The 17,839-nt window shown below is 56.1% G+C and carries 17 protein-coding genes; 2 read left to right on the forward strand and 15 right to left on the reverse strand.

Annotation, left to right across the window (positions count from 1 at the left end; genetic code table 11):
• Nucleotides 1–7: 7 nt before the first annotated feature.
• The 10 genes from parC to rpoZ all read right to left on the reverse strand — a co-directional run bounded on the left by parC (nt 8) and on the right by rpoZ (nt 9,967).
• Nucleotides 8–2,305 (reverse strand): DNA topoisomerase IV subunit A, encoded by a 2,298-nt coding sequence (gene parC / locus JHC09_RS02470; protein WP_199530653.1) that lies wholly within the window; start codon nt 2,303–2,305, stop codon nt 8–10.
• Nucleotides 2,306–2,470: 165 nt separating this feature from the next.
• Nucleotides 2,471–2,866 (reverse strand): DoxX family protein, encoded by a 396-nt coding sequence (locus tag JHC09_RS02475; RefSeq protein WP_169196077.1) that lies wholly within the window; start codon nt 2,864–2,866, stop codon nt 2,471–2,473.
• A gap of 61 nt (nt 2,867–2,927) precedes the next feature.
• Nucleotides 2,928–3,632: a DNA repair protein RecO gene (gene recO / locus JHC09_RS02480; protein ID WP_199530654.1), complete on the reverse strand. Its 705-nt coding sequence runs from the start codon at nt 3,630–3,632 to the stop codon at nt 2,928–2,930.
• A gap of 20 nt (nt 3,633–3,652) precedes the next feature.
• Complete coding sequence (gene era / locus JHC09_RS02485; RefSeq protein WP_169196075.1) at nt 3,653–4,576, reverse strand: GTPase Era; 924 nt, start codon at nt 4,574–4,576, stop codon at nt 3,653–3,655.
• Nucleotides 4,573–5,280, reverse strand: coding sequence for a ribonuclease III (rnc, locus tag JHC09_RS02490; protein WP_169196074.1), 708 nt, complete (start codon nt 5,278–5,280; stop codon nt 4,573–4,575). Before rnc ends, era begins: the two co-directional genes overlap by 4 nt.
• Nucleotides 5,280–6,083 (reverse strand): signal peptidase I, encoded by an 804-nt coding sequence (gene lepB / locus JHC09_RS02495; RefSeq protein ID WP_169196073.1) that lies wholly within the window; start codon nt 6,081–6,083, stop codon nt 5,280–5,282. Before lepB ends, rnc begins: the two co-directional genes overlap by 1 nt.
• Nucleotides 6,084–6,135: 52 nt before the next feature.
• Nucleotides 6,136–6,543 carry a holo-ACP synthase gene (acpS, locus tag JHC09_RS02500; RefSeq protein ID WP_169196072.1) on the reverse strand — a complete coding sequence of 136 codons (408 nt, stop codon included), beginning with the start codon at nt 6,541–6,543 and terminating at the stop codon, nt 6,136–6,138.
• A 70-nt stretch (nt 6,544–6,613) separates the two neighbouring features.
• On the reverse strand, nt 6,614–7,204 hold the full coding sequence (pyrE, locus tag JHC09_RS02505; RefSeq protein ID WP_199530655.1) for an orotate phosphoribosyltransferase: 591 nt from the start codon (nt 7,202–7,204) through the stop codon (nt 6,614–6,616).
• On the reverse strand, nt 7,197–9,479 hold the full coding sequence (locus JHC09_RS02510) for a bifunctional (p)ppGpp synthetase/guanosine-3',5'-bis(diphosphate) 3'-pyrophosphohydrolase (protein WP_199530656.1): 2,283 nt from the start codon (nt 9,477–9,479) through the stop codon (nt 7,197–7,199). The genes pyrE and JHC09_RS02510 overlap by 8 nt, the downstream gene beginning before the upstream one ends.
• A gap of 119 nt (nt 9,480–9,598) precedes the next feature.
• The gene (gene rpoZ / locus JHC09_RS02515; protein ID WP_169196069.1) at nt 9,599–9,967 is read right to left on the reverse strand and encodes a DNA-directed RNA polymerase subunit omega; all 369 of its coding nucleotides are present in this window, start codon (nt 9,965–9,967) and stop codon (nt 9,599–9,601) included.
• A 202-nt stretch (nt 9,968–10,169) separates the two neighbouring features.
• Here rpoZ and JHC09_RS02520 point away from each other — a divergent pair, with 202 nt between their 5' ends.
• Nucleotides 10,170–10,724 carry an NYN domain-containing protein gene (locus tag JHC09_RS02520; RefSeq protein WP_169196068.1) on the forward strand — a complete coding sequence of 185 codons (555 nt, stop codon included), beginning with the start codon at nt 10,170–10,172 and terminating at the stop codon, nt 10,722–10,724.
• A gap of 31 nt (nt 10,725–10,755) precedes the next feature.
• Here the strand turns inward: JHC09_RS02520 and smpB are convergent, their stop codons facing one another.
• Together smpB and dapA are read right to left on the reverse strand one after the other, a co-directional pair.
• Nucleotides 10,756–11,256 carry an SsrA-binding protein SmpB gene (gene smpB / locus JHC09_RS02525; RefSeq protein WP_169196067.1) on the reverse strand — a complete coding sequence of 167 codons (501 nt, stop codon included), beginning with the start codon at nt 11,254–11,256 and terminating at the stop codon, nt 10,756–10,758.
• A 5-nt stretch (nt 11,257–11,261) separates the two neighbouring features.
• Entirely contained in the window at nt 11,262–12,137 is an 876-nt protein-coding gene (gene dapA, locus JHC09_RS02530) for a 4-hydroxy-tetrahydrodipicolinate synthase (RefSeq protein WP_199530657.1), read from the reverse strand.
• 172 nt (nt 12,138–12,309) lie between these two features.
• Between dapA and JHC09_RS02535 the strand changes: the two genes are divergently transcribed.
• Nucleotides 12,310–13,257 carry an alpha/beta fold hydrolase gene (locus JHC09_RS02535; protein WP_248308836.1) on the forward strand — a complete coding sequence of 316 codons (948 nt, stop codon included), beginning with the start codon at nt 12,310–12,312 and terminating at the stop codon, nt 13,255–13,257.
• Between the two features lie 4 nt (nt 13,258–13,261).
• Here the strand turns inward: JHC09_RS02535 and JHC09_RS17150 are convergent, their stop codons facing one another.
• The 3 genes from JHC09_RS17150 to JHC09_RS02550 all read right to left on the reverse strand — a co-directional run bounded on the left by JHC09_RS17150 (nt 13,262) and on the right by JHC09_RS02550 (nt 17,588).
• Nucleotides 13,262–14,050, reverse strand: a complete 789-nt coding sequence (locus JHC09_RS17150; protein ID WP_199530659.1) for an OmpA family protein — start codon at nt 14,048–14,050, stop codon at nt 13,262–13,264.
• 166 nt (nt 14,051–14,216) lie between these two features.
• Nucleotides 14,217–15,587: a hypothetical protein gene (locus tag JHC09_RS02545; RefSeq protein WP_199530660.1), complete on the reverse strand. Its 1,371-nt coding sequence runs from the start codon at nt 15,585–15,587 to the stop codon at nt 14,217–14,219.
• Between the two features lie 606 nt (nt 15,588–16,193).
• The gene (locus tag JHC09_RS02550; RefSeq protein WP_199530661.1) at nt 16,194–17,588 is read right to left on the reverse strand and encodes a hypothetical protein; all 1,395 of its coding nucleotides are present in this window, start codon (nt 17,586–17,588) and stop codon (nt 16,194–16,196) included.
• Between the last annotated feature and the right edge of the window lie 251 nt (nt 17,589–17,839).

Consider the following 17,839-nt stretch of genomic DNA (forward strand, 5'->3'; position numbering starts at 1 on the left):
CCGTCGGTTACCCAACAAACTTGTTATTCTTCGGGAACCCGGTTGGGGGTTGGCGCCCTGCTGCCGCACGGTCCCCGGCCCAATCCACCAGTTCCTCGGTGGGCTTGGAATAGGTCCGTCCTGAGCTATCCTGCCAAGTGAGGCCGTCAGCGGCGAAGAAGGTCTTGATGTCGGAAACACCGCCATCCTTATAGCGCTGGAGCCGAACGCCCTTGCCGCGCGTCATCTGCGCCAGCTGTGTCATTGGGAAAACCAGCAGCTTGCGATTTTGTCCGATGATCGCCACCCGATCGCCGTCGCTAGGTACGATCAATTTCGCTTCTTCCGGCGCACTGACATTCAGCACCTGCTTGCCCTTGCGGGTGTTGGCGATGATGTCGTCTTCGGACACAATGAAACCATACCCTGCCGACGAGGCGATGATGCGCTTCTGGCCTGGCTTATGGACAAAGAGCGCGACAATGTCGGCACCCTCTTCCATATCCACCAACAGGCGCACCGGCTCGCCCTGCCCTCGCCCGCCGGGCAATTTGTCCGCACCAATGGTGTACACACGACCATCCGTGGTCAGCATGAGCAGCTTGTCGGTGGTTTCGCAGTTGAACGACAGCCGCAAGCGGTCGCCGCTTTTGAACGCCTTATCGTCCACAGTGGCATTGTGCCCCTTTGGCGCACGGATCCAACCCTTTTCGGAGAGCACCACGGTAATCGGTTCGCGTTCGATAAAGGCTTCAGTGATCTCCGCGAGGTCGGCTTTCGGTGCAACACCCAGAATAGTGCGTCGAGCGCCCAGCGGATGCGGCACGCCGTCCTTGGAGAACAAGGGATAGGACTTCTTGAGAGCTTCCACCTGCTTGGCGATTTCGCCCCACTGACGCTTTTCAGACCCCAGCAATGCCTCAAGCTTGGTGCGCTCTTCGGACAGGTTCGAGTGCTCAGTCCGCAGTTCCATCTCTTCGAGCTTGCGCAAAGAGCGCAGGCGCATGTTGAGAATAGCTTCGGCCTGATTGTCCGTCAGTTTGAACGTCGCAATCAAACTGGCTTTGGGATCGTCATCCTCACGAATGATCCGGATCACTTCATCGAGGTTGAGATAGGCGATGATGTAACCATCAAGCACCTCAAGACGGGCCGTGATCTGGTCAACGCGGAACTGCGAGCGGCGAACCAAAACTTCTTTGCGATGCTCAAGCCAAGCGCGCAGTGCATCGGCGAGGCTCATCACGCGGGGCATTGTGCCCCGATCAAGCACATTGAGGTTGAGGCCGAAGCGCACTTCGAGCTCGGTCAGCTTGAACAGCTGCTCCATCAGAATGACAGCGTCGACCTGACCATTCTTCGGTTCGAGGATAAGACGAATGTCGTCGGCACTCTCGTCACGCACGTCCTTAAGCAGCGGCAGTTTTTTCGCCAACAGCAGTTCAGCGATTTTCTCGACGAGGCGCGATTTCTGTACGCCGTAAGGAATCTGGGTGACGACGATCTGATAGACGCCGCGTCCCTTGTCTTCCTTGTCCCACGTCGCGCGCGTACGGAACGAGCCACGCCCAGTCTCATAGGCATGAACAATCGCCGAGCGGCTTTCGACCAGTTGGCCACCGGTTGGATAGTCCGGCCCGCGCACAAGGTCATCCATGCTTGGCGGCGCGGACAGATCTTGCTGGATGAGTTCTTCAACCGTCGCATTGGGATTCTGGATGAGCTTGAGCGATGCGTTACACAGCTCAACAATGTTATGGGGCGGGACCGAGGTCGCCATGCCCACAGCAATACCCATGGAACCATTGGCAAGCAGGTTCGGGAAGTTAGACGGCAGCACGATCGGCTCGTCGTCTTCCCCGTCATAGGTCGGCTTAAAATCGATGGCGTTTTCGGTGATGCCTTCGAGCAGACGCGTAGCAACCTCGGTCATACGGCTTTCCGTATAACGCATCGCCGCAGCGCTATCGCCGTCGATATTGCCGAAGTTGCCCTGCCCGTCGACCAGCGGATAGCGCAGCGAGAAGTCCTGCGCCAAACGCACCAAGGCGTCGTAAATCGAAGAGTCGCCGTGTGGGTGGAATTTACCGATCACGTCGCCGACCACACGCGCGGACTTTTTATAGCCCTGGCTCGGATCGAGCTTGAGCAGTCGCATTGCGTGCAGAATACGGCGGTGCACAGGCTTGAGCCCGTCACGCGCGTCTGGCAACGCACGTTGCGTAATGGTGGAGAGGGCGTAGCTTAGATACCTCTCCTCAAGCGCCTGCTTAAGGTCGACGATCCGGAGGTCATCCGGCGGCGGGGTGGTATCTGCATCTGACATGAGTGCTTCAGTCCATGAGAACGAATCGGGAGCAGAATACAGCGCAAGTACGTTTCGCGCATGTACTCACCTTTCGTTTTGCCCAGTTTCCCGGACCCGAGAGCACTTTTGCCGCTACCCACGAACACTCCGTGCGGCAGTCAATCTAAGAGTCAGAACAGCGTGTTATGCGAAACGGTTAAACCAATCAGGCACATAAGCCGCCTTTTCAGCGCGCGCTACGTTCTGCGTGAAATAGGACAACAGCATCAAAACAAAGAGGGCTACCGCGATTTCAACACCGGGTATGCCCGCGGAAATATGAGCGCTCGCAGCGATGAGGAGGTGGTAGAAAAAGCCCGCATAAGCAAGCTGCGCCAGCCACACAGGTTTACGGACCAGAACGGCCAAAACGCCTAGGGGCTTCACAATCATCATCAGCGGCACGAGATAGGCAGGATAGCCGATCGCAACATAACCTGCCTGCGCACCAGCCGTGTCAGTGATGTAGGCAAACGTGCTCACCAGATAAATGGCGAGAAACATCGCGGTGCTGACCCAGTATATGATTTTACCAACCAATCGAGCCTCCTGCTCTAAGCTGTAGAGCAAGGGTAGCAAGGTCAGATTTACAGCAAGTGAATCAATGCTTTGTTAGGTTTTCGACGAGTGGCGCACGAGTGGCTGGCGCATGGGCCTGACCGGTAGACCAGAAATGGGCCTTGAGAAAATGCTCTGTCAATGTGAACGCATCGCGGATGTCGTCTGGCGACGCATTCCCACGTTCAAACAGAAAACTCGGCAATTTCAGGAGCCTATCACGATAGGGTTCCGCCGCCTCGCGGCATACGGCTCTGCCCGTTCGAGGAGAAACGTGGGTAAGGTCGTGTGTAGCCCCAGTGGCTCCGCATTGGGTGAGATCTAGCCCGAAACCCAATTCATCCAGCAGCGCGAGCTCAAACCGCACCAATGCAATCGCATCGGGTTTCGCATCGATCAAACGCAGGGCCATGCCCAACAGCCGATCGGCCGCTTCACGCTCTGGCAGGAGATGGAGATGCTCAAAAACAGTCTGCGCCAGATAGAGCCTATCGCGATCGGCAATCAGCTCTGCGGCACGAGCATGGAGTAGCTCTACCGTGAAAAAGCCAAGCTGACTTTCAAGCCGCGAACGCCACGTCACTTGGAGCACATTGCCCGGCTGCAATGCGGCCGCCAGTTTTGGCGACCGCCCTCCCCGGATCATGCCCAGCTGACGCCCGCGCCCGGCCACCATCACCTCAGCAATGAGGCTGGTTTCACCTTGGCGTTTAGCGCCTATCAGCAGGCCTTCACCGGTCCATTCCATCGTGTACTCGGGACAGCGCCCTACTTCTTATCAGAGGGGAATTCGAGGCCCATTTCCTGATAGCGTTCTGGATCTTCAGCCCACTTTTCGCGGACCTTGACGAAGAGGAAGAGATGAATCGGCACTTCGTACATGTCCATCAGTTCACGACGGCTGTCCGCGCCAATCGCCTTGATGGTCTGGCCACCTGCACCGAGCACGATCTTCTTATGGCTCTCACGCGACAGGTAGATCACCTGGTCGATCTTGTACGAGCCATCCTTCTGGATCTTAAAGCTCTCGGTTTCGACCGTGGAGTTGTATGGGATCTCATCATGGACGCGCAGGAATAGCTTCTCGCGCGTTACTTCAGCCGCCGTGATCGCCATGGTCAGATCGGTCAGGTGATCTTCTGGGAAGTGCCATGGACCGGGTGGAACATGCTTTGCAGCCCAATCGATGAAGTCCTTGACGCCGTCGCCCTTGAGCGCGGACAGCATAAAGGTCGCCTCAAAGCGAAGATGCTCGTTGAGATCATGCGCGAGGTGCAACAGCTTTTCGCGCTGTACCTGGTCGATCTTGTTGAGGATCAGCACCTTTGGGTGGTTGATGTTCTTCAAGCCCTCGATGAGCGCTTCGATGTCGCTCGTGATGCCGCGCTCTGCGTCGACGATGAAGGCGACGATATCAGCGTCACCTGCCCCGCCCCAAGCGCTATCGACCATAGCGCGGTCTAGACGGCGCTTTGGCTGGAACACACCGGGCGTGTCAACGAAAACAAGCTGGGTCTGTTCAAGCGTCAGCACACCGCGCACTTGGCTACGGGTGGTCTGCGCCTTGTGGGTCACGATGGACACCTTCGTGCCAACCAGAGAGTTCAACAGGGTCGACTTACCGGCGTTGGGCGCGCCAACCAGCGCGATAAAGCCGCAAGCGGTGTCGGTCATTTCGATATTCTGTGTCATTTTGTTTCCTTCCAGACCTTCTGCAGGATCAGGAATTGTTCGGCGACGCGATGCTCGGCGATCTTCTTGGAAGGGCCTGTAGCTGAAATGCGTTCAAAGCCGGAAAGATCAACGGCGATCGTAAATTCAGGGGCGTGGTCGGGACCAGTGCGCTCGACTAGCGTATAGGCCGGGACTTCAAGTCCTCGCGCCTGCGCCCATTCTTGTAGGGTGGTTTTCGCGTCAGCACGGTTTGCCTGACCACCATCCAGAACGCCTTCGAAATTGCGCTGGATGAAATGCGCAGCTGGGTCGAGACCGCCATCGAGATAGATCGCCCCGATAATGGCTTCCGTTACGTCGCCGAGAATAGCGTCCTTTTCAGCGCCGCCGGAGCGCGCTTCGCTGTCGCCGAGCACCATCTCTTTGCCTAAGCCAAGACGACGCGCGATGTCCGCGCAAGTTTCCTTGCGCACGAGCGTGTTGAGCGTCCGGCTCAACTCGCCTTCGTTTGACTTTTCATAGCGTTGATAGAGCATGTCAGCAACGACGAGCCCGAGCACACGGTCGCCGAGAAATTCCAACCGCTGGTAAGAACGGTCAATGCGCTTTGCCGGAGACAAAGCGCTGGAATGGGTAAGGGCCCGCTCGAGCAGGTCCGGGTCGGCAAAATCATAGCCTAGCCGGTCCTGCAGCGCGGTCCGCGATTTAATACGTGATGTCATTAGTGAATGGACTGGAACATGCGATCCCAACGAACATTGGCAGGCCACTGCCAAATCTGCCACGGCGGCAGGTTGTCCTTTATGGAGAAGAAGCGTGCTTCCGCCTTTGCGATAAGGTTGACCGATGGGACATAGCCAACCTGGCTGAGCACGCGGCTGTCGGCCGAGCGGTCACGGTTGTCACCCATCATGAAATAGTGGTTCGCCGGCACAACATACTCAGGCGTGTTATCGAGCTGCTGATTGTCGCTGATTTCCTGAATGATGTGGCTCGTGCCTTCCGGGAAAGTCTCGCGGTAAACCGTGACTTCGCGGGTGTCGAAATTGGAGTCGGTATCCATGGCTTTGCCGATCTCTTCGCGCTCAACCATGGTGCCGTTGATGTACAGACGCCCTTCCTTAACCTGAATACGGTCGCCCGGCATGCCGACAATACGCTTGATGTATTCCATGTTCTGCGGAACGGGACGGAACACAGCAACATCGCCACGGTTCGGATCACGACCCAGGATACGATTGCCGATTGGCAATTCGAAATCGAGCGCTGCGAAATTGCCATAGCGGCCAAGCGAGAACGAGTGCTTGCCGTAGCCCCAGACGAACTTGTTAGCGACGAAGTAGTCGCCAATCATCAGCGTCTGCTGCATCGAAGCGGTCGGGATCGAGAACGGCTGATAGAGGAAGAACCGCAGGAAGATCGCAATCGCCAGCGCTTCGACAACCACAATGATGGTATCGAGCCATTCGTTCTTTGCCGACTTAGGCTTGAGCGTTTTTTGGGGCTTGTCCGCAAGCTGGTTCATGTTTTCATCCGATAAAGCGCTGCCGAAGGGTTAGGCGTTTGCGCTGTTCTGGTCAACCTTGAGCGACCGGGAGAGCTTCAATGATAACGAAAGCCTGCGCTAAACCTGCGTCGTCGGTGATGGTTATGTGAATGTGGGGCTCGTGCCCCTCTGGCATCATCCGGGCCAGCGCTTTCGCTGCACCATTGGTGAGCTTCATGGTGGGCTTGCCACTCGGAAGGTTCACGACGCCCATATCGCGCCAATAAACCCCACGACTGATGCCGGTTCCCAAGGCTTTGGACATGGCTTCTTTCGCCGCAAAGCGTTTTGCGTAAGAAGCCGCACGTTCAGCCCGTCTGTCCGACTTGGCGCGCTCAATGTCTGTAAACACGCGATTGGTGAACCGCTCGCCGTGCCGGTCCAACGTCGCCTGCACGCGGTGAATTTCAATAAGGTCAGAGCCGAGGCCGATGATCATACTCTTTCCCTTTGTGTGATCGCCTGTGACCCGAACAAGAAGCCCGAGCCACAAGCGTTCCGTCGTCCGATTATTTTACGCCCTGAATCCCACGCGACCCCGGCTTAACAGCTGGAATAGCGGCCAATTCTGGCGGGAGATTGTCCGCCGGATAGGCAGGGACCTTAAATTCAATCAACGAGATCAGCGGCACGCCAACATCGGCCTCGCCACCCGACCGGTCAATCAGGCACGCAGCAGCCACCACATTGGCACCGATGCCGCGCAGTGCTTCCACGCATTCACGGATGGAAAGGCCAGTCGAAACGATATCTTCAACAACGATGACCTTGTCATCAGGCGAGATTTCAAAGCCACGACGGAGTTCAAACTTGCCGTCCACGCGCTCTGTATAGAGCGCTGGCAGGTTGAGCTGACGCGAGGTTTCGTAACCGGGAATTATGCCGCCAATTGCTGGCGACACGACCTTGGTCACGCCCGGCACTTCAGCCTTGATGCGTTCGGCCAGAGCCTTGCAGAGCTTTTCCGTCTGATGCGCGTATTGGAAGACCTTGGCCTTCTGCAGGAAAACCGGCGAGCGCAAGCCTGAGGACAGAATGAAGTGTCCTTCCAGCATCGCACCGCATTCCCGGAAGATATCCAGAACTTCGTCCCTATTCATCACGCGCACTCCTGTCGACTTTACCGTCCCATTCTAGCGTAGAGATCATTCCCGCTTCACGCAGGCCAGCCCTCTGGACGGCAGAGAGACCTGGGCTACGCTTGAGCGTTGCCAGAACATCGGTGAGCTGCGCAAGGTCGCGCACCTCGATTTCAAAGATCATCTGGTGGAAGTCAGGCGAAATCATCCGCATGACGAGGTTATTGATGTTCGCATCGCATGACGCGATGGCGGTCGAGATCTGCGCCAGAGAACCCGGGCGGTTGACCGATTCCATCGAAATCACCAGCGCGTAGAGCTTATCTGGTGCGTCCGCGGCAATGTTCCAGCGCACATCAACCCAGGCCACATCGCTATCATGCATAGCGATGAGCGCTTCGGAATGTGCCGGATAGATCATAAGCGGTTTTTCGGGCTGCAGAATGCCAATCAGGCGATCTCCCGGAACAACCCCCTCCCCTGACACCACAACAGCGGTGTGGAAGTCGAGCTGTTTGAGCGCACGCCAAGCTTCGGAACCCTCGAGGTGCCCACCCGCAACGCGGAAGCGGAAATGATCGGTGGCGCGCAGCGCAAACCAGCCATCAGCCGTATCAGCCACAGGAAGCTCCAACTTCCGGCGACGCTTGCGAATGCCCTTAACCTGCTCAAGCGCAGTACCCAGCTCTTCGGAGCCAATCTTGCCTTCACCCAGAGCGATCAGCAATTCACGCTTATTGGGCTGGTGCAAAGCCTCGGCCAATGCCTGCGCTTCGCTGTCTTCCAGCATCACGCCTTCACGGTCGAGCAGCAGGCTCAGCACTTGCTCGCCAAGCGCCAAGGCACGCTGGGTTGCTTGCTGACGCACAGCACGACGGATTGCAGCACGCGCCTTGCCGGTCGCAGCAATACTGCTCCAGTTGCTTGGCGGGCGATGATTGTGGTCGCGCATAATTTCCACTTCATCGCCCGACCGGAGCTGAGTGACGAGTGGCAGAATAAGCCCGTTGATCTTAGCCCCGACGCAGGTATCACCGATATCGGTATGCAACGCATAAGCGAAATCGATTGGCGTGGCGCCGCGAGGCAAAGCAATCAGACGGCCGCGCGGGGTAAAGCAGAACACCTGATCCTGGAACAACTCCAGCTTGGTATATTCGAGGAATTCTTCGGTCGGAATGCCCGAGGTCAGATGGCTGATTGTCTGACGCAGAGAACCATAGGCCGCCGATTCCATTTCAATGCGCGATAGGCTCGCGGAAGCACCGTCCTTATAGAGCGCGTGAGCCGCGATACCGAACTCAGCGATCCGATCCATCTCTTCGGTGCGAATTTGCAGCTCAACACGCTGCCGGCCCGGCCCAACAATGGTGGTGTGGATGGACTGGTAGTCGTTGTTCTTCGGAACAGAGATATAGTCCTTGAACCGGTTCGGCACGACCTTCCAGGTCGTGTGCACCAGACCCATGGTCCGATAGCATTCTTCGACCGAACCAACTACCACGCGGAAACCAATGATGTCCGAGAGCTGCTCAAGGGCAATCGACTTCCGTTCGATCTTGGAAAAAATCGAATACGGGGCCTTCACCCGCGCCTTTACCCGCGCCACGATTCCGGCGTCGGCGAGACGATCGGTCAGTTCATTGGAAATGGAAGCGATAATCTCGCGGTTCTCGTCCTCAAGTTCCTTGAGGCGGGATTTGATGGCAGCGTAATGATCGGGCTGCAGGATCTTGAACGAGAGATCCTCCAACTCGTTACGCATATCCTGCATACCCATACGCCCCGCGAGAGGCGCGTAAATATCCATGGTTTCTTGGGCGATGCGCTTCTGCTTGTCCTCGCGCATGAAGTCGAGCGTACGCATGTTGTGCAGCCGGTCAGCCAGCTTCACCAGCAACACGCGGACGTCCTGGCTAATCGCCAGCAGCAGCTTACGCAGGTTCTCCGCCTGAGCTTCTTCACGCGAGACGAGATTGAGGCGCTCAATCTTGGTCAAACCATCAACAATGGCCGCAATTTCCGCGCCAAAGAGTTGATCGATCTCCGCGCGTGTCGCGTCGGTGTCTTCGATAGTGTCGTGCAGGAGGCCAACGGCCACCGAAGCGTCGTCCAGCTTCAACTCTGTGAGAATGGCGGCGACTTCTAGCGGATGATGGAAATAGGGGTCGCCAGACGCGCGCTTTTGCGAACCATGCTTCTGCATGGCGTAAACGTAGGCCTTATTCAACAAATTCTCGTCGACGTCAGGGTTATACGCCTGAACGCGTTCGACGAGCTCATACTGTCGCATCATGAAAGTAGCCGCGGCTCTGGGGAGGAGAGCTTAGCGCCTGCACTAGAAATGAAAAGAGCGCCCAGTTCGAAAACCGGACGCTCCAGATATAGCTTGAACTGGCTAGCCCGCAAGCGGGATCAGTCGTCGCGACGCTCCGGCGGAGCAAGGCTCTCGATACCGCGCAGAAGTTCTTCTTCCGAAATGGTGTCGAAGTTGATCGAATCGTCGTCGCCGGCGCTTTCGATCATCGGAGCGGCGCTATCTTCCGGCTCGTCGACTTCAACATACTTCTGCAGCGAGTGAATCAGATCCTCGTGCAGGTCGTCTGGCGAGATCATGCCGTCGCCAATTTCACGCAATGCAACGACAGGATTCTTGTCGTTATCGCGAGGAACGGTGATCTGTGCGCCTGAGGAAATCATGCGCGCGCGGTGAGCGGCCATGAGGACGAGGTCGAAGCGATTCTCGACCTTTTCAATGCAGTCTTCAACGGTGACGCGTGCCACGAACGTCTCCACTTTTTATTAAAGGGAATGAAGGGCCGGAATACACCAAGGGCGGCTGCTTGACAAGCGGAAGCGAAAACACCAGATGCGGCGATCTCACCGTTGCTCGCCGATCAAAAACGTGCGAATACCGAACTTAAGTTATCCACACAGTATATTGATTTCGCCTGGCAAGTCCTAGGCACTCTTTGAGGGGTTTATAATGGCTATTGATCCACGTGAGAAGATTGCCCTCTTCATTGACGGTGCAAATCTTTATGCCACATCAAAAGCTGTCGGTATCGACATCGACTATCGCAAGCTACTTACTGAGTTCAGCGGCAAAGCTTATCTATTGCGCGCAAACTATTACACGGCTCTAATTGAGGATCAGGAATATTCCTCTATTCGCCCGCTCATCGATTGGCTTGATTATAACGGCTACACCGTAGTCACCAAGCCAGCAAAAGAGTTCACAGATGCTACCGGCCGCCGCAAAGTAAAGGGCAGCATGGACATCGAGCTCACCGTTGATGCGCTAGAGCAAGCTCCATTCTACGATCACATGATCTTGTTCTCGGGCGACGGTGATTTCACGGCCCTTGTGGCTTCACTTCAACGCCGCGGAAAACGCGTCACAGTGGTCTCGACCCTGTCGAGCCAGACGCCCATGATTTCGGACGATCTGCGTCGTCAGGCCGACTTCTTTATGGATGTGGCCGATTTGGCGAAAACAGTGGGCCGCCCACCACAGGCACCACGCCCGCATGAAGAATAACAAAAAGCCCGGATCGCTCCGGGCCTTTTTTTTATCCTCGTCCGCCTTCTTTCATGATGCGGGCCTTATCGCGATTCCAATCCCGATCACGGGCCGTCGCGCGCTTGTCATAGTTCTTCTTGCCCTTGCCAACGCCCAGCAGCAGCTTGGCGCGACCTTGGTCATTGAAGAACAGCTTCAGAGGCACAATCGTGTGCCCTGCCCGCGCCACATCCTGATCCAGTTTGGCCAACTGCTTCTTGCTCACCAGCAATTTGCGCGGACGGCGCTCAAGATGGTTGAAACGGTTTGCCTGCAGATATTCGGGGATATGCGCGTTGATCAGCCACAGCTCCCCCATCTCTGGAGAGGCGTAGGATTCGGTGATTTGAGCCTTACCTAGCCGAAGAGACTTCACCTCGGTGCCGGTTAAAACCACACCGGCTTCAATGGTATCGCCGATTTCATAATCAAATCGAGCACGACGGTTTTCAGCCACGAGACCGTGGCTGATCCAACCGTTCTTGCTCTTGTCGTTCTTTGCCTGTGCCATAGACCTTAGATAAGGCCTGCGTGACGCATTGCAAAGTCCATTGCGTCCTGCGTTGCTTGGCTCACAGGCACAAGTGGCAGCCGCATTTCATTCGCACACAGATTAAGACGATTACCGACATACTTCGCAGGCGCCGGATTCGGCTCCATGAAAAGATCTCGGTGCAGGTAAGCCAACTTATCGTTGATTTCGCGCGCCGCAATGAAGTCACCCGCCAGCGACAACTCCTGCATTTGCGAGCACAGAGCTGGAGCAACGTTTGCTGTTACCGAGATACAGCCCATGCCGCCATGTGCATTGAAACCCAAAGCGGTGCTATCGTCGCCGGACAGCAAAATGAAGTCTTTGCCCAGCTTCTGGCGCTGGATGGACGCGCGTTCGAGATTACCCGTCGCATCCTTCACACCAATGATATTGCTGTGCGCTTCGTGGAGACGCGCAATGGTGTCGACGAAGAGATCAACGACAGTACGGCCCGGCACCGAGTAGAGAATGACCGGGATACCGATGGACTTTGCGACAGCCGAGAAATGCTGGAACAGGCCTTCTTGGTTCGGCTTGTTGTAATATGGAACAACCGACAAAACCGCGTCAGCGCCTGACTTTTCGGCGTGCTGAGCCAGAGCCACAGCCTCGGCCGTTGCATTCGAGCCTGCACCAGCCAAGACCGGTACGCGCTTGTTGGCGACTTCGATACAGATGTCGATAATGCGGTTGTGCTCTTCGTGGCTAACCGTCGGGCTTTCGCCGGTCGTGCCAACCGGCACCAGACCGCGCGTCCCCTGCGAAATCTGCCATTCGACAAAGCTAGCGAAGGCTTTCTCATCCACTACCCCATCGCGCATGGGAGTGATGAGTGCCGTAATCGAACCTCGCAGCATTTTGCCGATATTCCCTAATTATCGCCAGCCCTTTGCTGGCGTGATTCCAATCTTGCCTGCACACGCGCGGCGCAGGATGCGCTGCACCATACTTTCAACAGTGCGTCGCCACAAGACAAGCAAATGGTGCTTGTGGGTCCTGTCCGCAGATCGATAAACAAGAAGCATGGACATGTTGCTGCGACGCCACCGAACCACGCCCGCCGATCACCCAGCCTTCGCTGGGCTGGATGTCACACGCGTCCCATTACACGATGGAAAGACCCACGCAGCAGTCCACATCAGGGGAAAGTTCGAACCCGGACGGCCACCTTTAGTTTGCCTGGCAGGCTACCATCGCAACATGGCGGATTTCTCCGGGTTTCTGGACATTCTCCAAAAGACCAAGCTGGCTGATTGGCCATTGATATTAGTGGACTTTCCCGGCCGCGGGCGAGCCGACGACCGTTCGAAGATCGAGGATTACAACTCGCTCAATGACGTTCGCGACCTCGAGGATGTTCTGGCCAGTTTAGGAATCGGGCGCGCCATATTTTTTGGACAAGGGCACGGTGGCCAAATCGCCATGCTCTATGCCGGCCGTCATCCAACCCTGATCGCAGGCACAGTTCTGGTCGACGCCGGTCCGGTGACCGATTCGCGTGGCTTAGTGCGTTTGCGTAGCAATATTGCCCATATTGCCTCGTGGCAGGGGCAAGCTGTGAGTTCCGGCTTCCGCCGCATCCTTGGGGGCGACTACCCCGAGCTCAGCGAAATTGCGCTCGATAGTCTCGCCAAGCGCACGCATAGCACCGGCAAAAAAGGTCGGGCCCTCCCGATATTCGATGAGCGCCTCATCAAACGCCTCGACCAATTTGATTTTGACGATATTCTCGTGCCTCAATGGCAGCTGTTTGACACCCTTCAATGCGCGCCGCTGTTGATTTTCCGGACGCAACTGACGGATCTTCTGCGTCGGGAAATCTACGAGGAAATGGTGCGCCGCCGCCCTGACGCGACCGCACTTACCATTTCGGGGCAAGGCTCCCCTGCCCTTTTCGAACACTTCGAAGAGGTAGAAACCATTGTCAGCTTCATCAGCCAGATCACCCAGCCGCCGTCGACCCGCACGCGCCGCTAGATATCTAGTCGCGCAGCTTAATGACGATCCGGCGGTTCGCCGATTTCCCAGCTTGCGTATCGTTGGCCGCTACCGGTACAGTCTCACCGTAGCCAATCGCGTAAAACCGCTCTTCAGAAATGCCGCGTCCCACAAGTGCCTTAACAACGGATTCGGCGCGCATCACTGATAGGATAAGATTTTTCTGATCGTCGCCATCGCTGTCTGTATGGCCCTCAACCTCTACGGCCGCGTTTCCGCATCCCTTCAAAGCTTGAGCAAAGAGGTCCAACTCAGCTGAAGCCGATTCAGCAATCACCGACGAACCAGACCGGAAAAGTATGGCGTTGTGCGCAGAAAGCTCCGCCAAGCGCGCCACACACTCGTCGCGTGCCATTGTCACCGTCAAGCTAACGGCACTGTCGCTACCCAGCTCCGCTCCCAGGCGCCGCGCGACGTCATCCGACTCGACTTCGCCGGTCAACGTCCAGCTACCATCGCGTAACTCTAAGCGGCCTTGATCAAGTTCCATAAGGGACTGCATGCCGGATTGAAGCTTCGCACCAAAGTCGTCGGGTGCATTGCCCGATACAGCTAAGCGATCGACAACGACGCCTGACAGATTGCTCAAATAGCGCAACGTCGCCTCCGACGGCACCTGCCCTCGAAACGACAAGGCACCGCCAGGCACTTTGACGGCCACGAAACTGAAACTGTCCGGTGCAGAAACGAGAGTGGTAGGGCTTGGCGTCGCCGTTTCGGCAGCGCCGGATGGAGTGGTGGCTGTGCCCGCTTGCCCGTGAACCGTACTCACAAAACCTGCAATACAAACAAAAACAACACCAGGGGCCGCTCGCTTGAGCATGTCCGTGATCATCAACTTATTTCCAGATTATCGCCGCAACACCTGAACCTACCAAAGCCGAGGGGACATACCAAGCACGACTTCGTCACTGAGGCTTCGCTCAAGCATCGAGTGCTTACTTGAATTCCTTCCCGGCGCGGACTGTTAGCTTATATCCGCCCTCGGTGTTGAACTCGCCTTTCAAGTGGCCAGTGACGCCGCCACCTGGCGTCACGTTCACATGGGCGCCAACGTATCCCACAACATCATTGTGGAAGGCACCAGCGACTTTCTGCTCAGCGATCTTCGAGCCAAAATAGACACCAGCCTCAGCGCCGACCGCGAAAACTTCCGTCATGACAGCGTTCACCTGCCCAGCAACCTGCCCCGTCACCAGGCCCGTGCGACCGTCGATAAAAGCGCGCGTACCGACATTGCCAGAAACATACCTATGTAGCGGGAAGCCAACCGACGCACCAAAGCCGTAGTCTATGAAGTTCGTCGCGAACAGCGTACCATCATGAATAAGTTCGGACGACACGGCGAAGGTCAAACTTCTAAAGCGCCCTTCGGCGGAGGCCATAGCGTCAATGCGATCAATGCCGTCATGCTTTGCGTTCGCATGGTATGCGACTGCGGATCTGAGGCTAAAACCATCGAAATATGCGGAAGCACCACTATGGAGCATCCAAGAACGATCCGCACTGCTGAGGTCGAATAACAGGCCAGTTAAATGCCCCGAGAGACCATCGCGATTATAGGCGATGGAAGCAACGCCAGTGCCGCCGGTGTCAGACCCAATCGCCTCGATACCGCCAGAAATGGTCCACTGATTGTTCAAGCGAGAGGTCGCATGCACGACATGCCCGCCAATCTTCTCGCTGTCATTGTCAATGCCGACGCCACCGCCTTCATACGAAGAGGTATTGAACAAGCCGAGATAGTTAAACGGCCTGTCATTGCCAAATATAGCAACCGAACCCTTCTTCCCAATCATCAACTTGGTCGCATCACCAATCTCAACAAAAGCCTCGTCAATCTTTAGCTCATTGCTTCCGCGCGACGACGCCATTGGGCCGTCAGTGGTGTAGCCAACTGCACTGCCCCAGAACTTCTGCTCTTCCTCGGTGCCAATCTGAATAACCGCACGAGAAGGGCCAAAATCCGTCTCAGAAACATCGACCAACTTTAGCCAAGTCTTGACCTTGGTATTCCAATCGACGCCATAAAGCCCGACAGGCAATTTAGTGTCGTGAGACGTCCGCGCGATAACAACTTCATCCCGAAACTGCCCCAACTCCAGCTCATAGGACACACCACCCCGCAACTGCAGACAGTGAGTATCTGAGGCCAAAGTCATGCCGGGCACGCCGAGGTAATCGCAGGTGTTCAACTCTTGCAACACGCCCAATCCCTGCGCCTGCACAACACCAAACTCCTGCGCCGCAACGAACGGCGCTGGCGCAACCAGAGCACAGGCAAGAAGGAAAAGTCGCTGATTTATCAAAGTTTTGCCCCAAGACGTAGTCTAGCAAACTGTAACGCCGCAGCCCAATAGCCAGTGTGATTACAGCTCAGCCAGCCTTAGCTCACACGCATTAACGGGTCATAAACCATAACGCAGAAGGTTGGAAACAGTTCACAATTCTTGAGCGGTCACGATGATTTGCGAACCAGCAGGGCGAGGCACCGTCCGCCTGAACGTCTAATTGACCGTTCTCCAATTGCTCGGAGCGCTAACACTCATTCGCACTACTAATGGGATATGAAAGCCTCACTCACGCAGACCGACAATTCTAAAACAAACTAGCGAGTACTCGCACGTCCATTGAGAAGCCATCCCGAGTAGAACCCTTCACAGACAAAAACCGCTCACTCAAGCTCCGACTGATTGTGCGCATGTCTACCCGAGTTAAAGCGCCATCACCAGGAACGGCTTTGGCAGGAACTCGGCAGTTTACGCTAAGAAGCCACCAATCCCAGTAACGCCCATCAACTGAAACCCGCCGTCCGGAACGATATAAGTTCCACGCTCGGCCGGTTCGGAACCGAATATAAAAAGAAAAGGCCCGGCGTGAGCCGGGCCTTTCCCATATCAATTCTGAGACAGAACTTACTGGAAGTTCTTCGCAGCCTTGAAGGTAACCTTGTAAGCGTCTTCGCTGTTAACGGTACCTTCGAGCGAGGAGGTGAAACCACCGCCTGGTGCCCAAGCAAGACCAACGGTACCGTAAACGATCGAGTCGTTCTTGAACGCAGCGTTGTTCTTGATCGCGTCGCCGAAGTAACCACCGATTTCAGCGGTTGCCTTGATGGTTTCGGTCAAAGCAGCAACGAGCTGAGCGGAAACCTGGGTCGAACCTTCGCTGAGGAAGCCAGAGTGGAAGTAACGTGCACCGAGGTTGATCGAAACACCTTCGGTAACCGCGAAGCCAGCCGATGCGCCCAGACCGTAGTCGGTGAAGTCAGCTGCGCCAGCAGGACGGTTCGTGACGTTCTGCACTTCTGCCGAAGCAGCGAGGGTGAACAGGTCAAACTTGCCTTCAACCGAGACGAGAGCGTTCAGAACGTTCGCGCCGTTGTATGGCTTTGCACCACCACGAACTTCACCGCCGATGAGCGACTTGTTGAAGTAAGATGCAGCAGCACGAACCTTGAACGCATCGAACTGACCGGTTACGCCAGCGTGGAGCATCCACGAGTCAACCTTATTGTTCAGGATTTCGAATGCTGCAGCGGTGAGGTGTGCGGTGATGCCTTCACCAGCGTATTCAACAACGCCAACGAGGGTGCCCGGACCAGTTGCACCGAAGTTCTTAGCTTCGCGCTGAAGAGCTTCAAGACCAACGCCAACCTTTACGCCATCTGCAACTTCAGAGACAACCTGGATAACATGACCGCCGAGCAAATCGGAGTCGCCGTCAAGGCCAACACCAGCACCGTCGATCGACGCGGAGTTGAAAAGGCCGAGATAGTTGAATGGAGCATCATCGCCCAGGTTCGCGATCGAACCCTTCTTACCAGCCATGATGGTGGTGGTGTCGCCGACCTGAACGAAAGCTTCGTCAGCGAAGAAGCGGCCATCCTTGTCGCCATCCCAAGTCGAAGTTGTGCCCGATGCAGCACCATGATGACGCTGACGAGCATCGCTCTTGAGCTTGATGGTCGCCGAAGCTGGACCAAAGTCCGAAGCAGCAGTACCTACAAACTTAACCCACGAGATAACGCGGCTATCCCAATCTTCACCCGACGTACGGCCAACTGCAACCTTGCGCGAGTCGATGGTCGAAGCAACGATACCTTCATCACGGAACTGGCCGATGCCGAATTCGTACGAAACGCCGCCGGTGATCTGGAGGCAGTTGTCCGAAGACGAGAGGGTCAGGCCCGAGATGCCGAGCGAGTCGCAAACGTCGAGCGAGGTGAGAACGCCGAGATCAGCAGCGTAACCAGCAGTCGAGAGACCAGCAGCAGCAACGGAACCGAGGATAAGGCTCTTGAGTTTCATTATTGACCTCCAAAGTCAGTCATATTTTTGTGCCGGTTACCCAGCGGTTTGTCGTAACGCGACCACACTATTCGTGGTGCAGTGTGTTGTCGTCGCGTCGCGACCGACAAACGATCCCATGCATGGATTCGCAAGACCCACTCTACGCAACCCGGAGGCGTACGCAATCGTTCAGAAGCGGTTTTGGTGCGAGGTGGGGTTCGTAGCGGAGAGGTTGTTGCAGATTCAGCACACACTCAGTGACGAACTGT

Origin of the sequence: Devosia sp. MC532 (assembly GCF_016461625.1) — a bacterium.
GTDB lineage: Bacteria > Pseudomonadota > Alphaproteobacteria > Rhizobiales > Devosiaceae > Devosia.

Coding starts and splice junctions, on each gene's coding strand:
- parC (WP_199530653.1), bottom strand. CDS start 2,305: ATGTCAGATGCAGATACCACCCCGCCGCCGGATGACCTCCGGATCGTC.
- recO (WP_199530654.1), bottom strand. CDS start 3,632: ATGGAATGGACCGGTGAAGGCCTGCTGATAGGCGCTAAACGCCAAGGT.
- era (WP_169196075.1), bottom strand. CDS start 4,576: ATGACACAGAATATCGAAATGACCGACACCGCTTGCGGCTTTATCGCG.
- rnc (WP_169196074.1), bottom strand. CDS start 5,280: ATGACATCACGTATTAAATCGCGGACCGCGCTGCAGGACCGGCTAGGC.
- lepB (WP_169196073.1), bottom strand. CDS start 6,083: ATGAACCAGCTTGCGGACAAGCCCCAAAAAACGCTCAAGCCTAAGTCG.
- acpS (WP_169196072.1), bottom strand. CDS start 6,543: ATGATCATCGGCCTCGGCTCTGACCTTATTGAAATTCACCGCGTGCAG.
- pyrE (WP_199530655.1), bottom strand. CDS start 7,204: ATGAATAGGGACGAAGTTCTGGATATCTTCCGGGAATGCGGTGCGATG.
- JHC09_RS02510 (WP_199530656.1), bottom strand. CDS start 9,479: ATGATGCGACAGTATGAGCTCGTCGAACGCGTTCAGGCGTATAACCCT.
- JHC09_RS02520 (WP_169196068.1), top strand. CDS start 10,170: ATGGCTATTGATCCACGTGAGAAGATTGCCCTCTTCATTGACGGTGCA.
- smpB (WP_169196067.1), bottom strand. CDS start 11,256: ATGGCACAGGCAAAGAACGACAAGAGCAAGAACGGTTGGATCAGCCAC.
- dapA (WP_199530657.1), bottom strand. CDS start 12,137: ATGCTGCGAGGTTCGATTACGGCACTCATCACTCCCATGCGCGATGGG.
- JHC09_RS02535 (WP_248308836.1), top strand. CDS start 12,310: ATGTTGCTGCGACGCCACCGAACCACGCCCGCCGATCACCCAGCCTTC.
- JHC09_RS02550 (WP_199530661.1), bottom strand. CDS start 17,588: ATGAAACTCAAGAGCCTTATCCTCGGTTCCGTTGCTGCTGCTGGTCTC.